The sequence below is a fragment of the Streptomyces violascens genome (assembly GCF_014649955.1).
GTDB lineage: Bacteria > Actinomycetota > Actinomycetes > Streptomycetales > Streptomycetaceae > Streptomyces > Streptomyces violascens.
In genome coordinates, this window is the sequence record NZ_BMUA01000072.1 from 1 (window position 1) to 2,292 (window position 2,292).

Sequence of the window (2,292 nt, forward strand, 5' to 3'; positions counted from 1 at the left end):
GAGACGGGGTTGTCAATCTGGCGTTGACTTTTGGCACGCTGTTGAGTTCTCAAGGAACAGACGCTTCCTTTGTACTCACCCTCTCGGGCTTTCCTCCGGGCGCTTCCCTTCGGTATTTCGTGTTCCCGACTCTATCAGACTCTTTCGTGTCCGATTTCCTCGGTGCCTTTCCAGTTCTCCCTCTCGGGTTTCCCTTTCCGGCGGTTCCGACTCTATCAGATCCTTTCGGTCCTGATTCCCGGTCGAAATCGGGGTGTCTTCCCGGCTGTTGGGCCGTTCCGACGTCCCGAACTCTAGCGGATCTTTCCGGCGATTCGTAATCGAGTCTTCCGGTCCGACCAGAATTGAATTCGGCATGCCGAAAGCGCTCCCGGTCGGGAGATTGTGCTGAGTTGGGGTTGCCGCAGAATCTGCGGCGGATGGTTGCCTCGGGGCCGTCCCGGCTGCGTGACAACTCGGAGAACACTACACGAGGTTCTGAGGGCTCCAGTCCGCCCACCCCTCCCCTTCCCTTCTCTTCGCTCCCCCTCCATGGGGCAGTTCCGTGGGGCAGTGCCCCACGGCCCCCTATATGCGCCGTCGACTATGCGCCGCCACAGGCTCGGCGCGGCCGAGCCGCCTCCCGTGGCTCGCCCCCGATTCGGGTTGCGGTTGCCGTTGCGTCAACTCCTACCGTCGTCTCTGTGGCCGGGGACGGACTCCGGCCCGGCGATGGGAGCAACCGTCATGGCCTGGTCGATCGCGGATGTGGCTCGGATGTCCAGGGTGACCTCCCGGACGCTGCGGCACTACGACGAGATCGGGCTGCTGCCACCGGCGTGGATCGGGAGCAACGGGCACCGCTATTACGAGGAGGCCGATCTGTTGCGGCTGCAGCAGATCCTCCTCATGCGGGAGCTCGACCTGGGGCTCCGCGAGATCCAGGCCGTACTCGACAGCCAGGTCGACCGTGTGGCCGTACTCCGTGAGCACCGCCAACGGCTGCTCGCGGAGCGGGACCGGCTCAGCACCCTGGCCCGCACCGTCGACCGCACCATCGCCGAACTGGAAGAAGCAGAGGAGAACAACGACATGGCGAAGATCAATCGGCCGGAGAACCTGTTCGAGGGGTTCGAGCCTTCCGCCGAGGAGAACGAGAAGGTGCGCGAGCGGTGGCCGAAGGCGTGGGAGGAGTCTCAGCGGGCCGTCGAGACGATGACCGACGAGGACACCGAGCGGTGGCAGCGTGAGGTGACGGCGCAGATGATCCGCTTCGCGGAGTTCATGGTGGCCGACACCCCGGTCGACGACCCCAAGGTCCAGGCCGAGACCGACGACCACTACCGGAACGTCTGCCGGTTCTGGACGCCGAACGCCGCCGCGTACAAGGGGCTCGCCCAGACCTACGTCGACGACCCCCAGATGCGCGCCAACTACGACAAGATCGCCGAGGGCCTGGCCGTCTACCTGCGGGACGCGATGCTCGTCTACGCCGACGCCCGGCTGAGCTGAGCCGTCACTCAATCCGTCGGCCACTCCATCGGCCATGCCGGCGGTGATTCCATCGGCCATGCCGTCGGTCATTCCGTCGGTCATTCCGTCGGTCGACCGGCCAGACGGCGCGTCACCTGACGTCGGGGGGCTGCAGACCCCCGGCTTCACCCCCGCACCCCATTTGCACGCTTTGGCAGCACACCGAGGCTATGCCGCGAATGCCCTCCGGCCCGCCGTTCCAACTTCGTAACCGTTCCCGACGCGGCATCGCCCCGAGTCCACCCGACACCTGGGAAATCTGGGATCGGGGCAGGTCTTGGCGGTTCGACCGCGCGTTGCGCGTGCAATCTGCATTGGGTACACATAGACGGCGCGCCGTGTTGCGCGTGCGGTGTTCGGTATGTCTGTTACGGGGGTGTGTGCGTGAAGTTCGACATGGGGTCCACGACTCTGTCCGATCTGGGGAAGAGCACGGACGGTTCGAGTTCTGATCTGGGCACGCTGATCCGGCAGTTGGTCGCTGCCGCGGAACCGCTGGAGGGCAAGTTCAACGGGGCCGGGAAGGCCGCGTTCGACTCGTTCAAGAACCACGCGGACGAGATCACCAACGACCTCAACGGGTCGCTCCAGGACATCCTGGGCGGCCAGTCCGGGATGGACACGGCGTTCGGCACGGGTGATCACGAGCAGGAGTCCAACGCCCACCAGAACATGTCGGCGGCCAATTTCGACGCGGCCCGCTTCGGCGGACGCCACTAAGTACGGGGGATCAGGAACATGGGTCAGAATCTGGACCGGCTCAGCTACGACACCGGCGCC

At 65.1% G+C, this 2,292-nt stretch carries 2 protein-coding genes; both read left to right on the plus strand.

Going from position 1 to position 2,292, the window contains the following annotated elements; genetic code table 11:
• Positions 1 to 726 precede the first annotated feature (726 nt).
• On the plus strand, positions 727 to 1,491 hold the full coding sequence (locus IE206_RS42070; protein ID WP_189972041.1) for a MerR family transcriptional regulator: 765 nt from the start codon (positions 727 to 729) through the stop codon (positions 1,489 to 1,491).
• A 405-nt stretch (positions 1,492 to 1,896) separates the two neighbouring features.
• Positions 1,897 to 2,232 (plus strand): hypothetical protein, encoded by a 336-nt coding sequence (locus IE206_RS42075; RefSeq protein WP_189972043.1) that lies wholly within the window; start codon positions 1,897 to 1,899, stop codon positions 2,230 to 2,232.
• Positions 2,233 to 2,292: the final 60 nt, after the last annotated feature.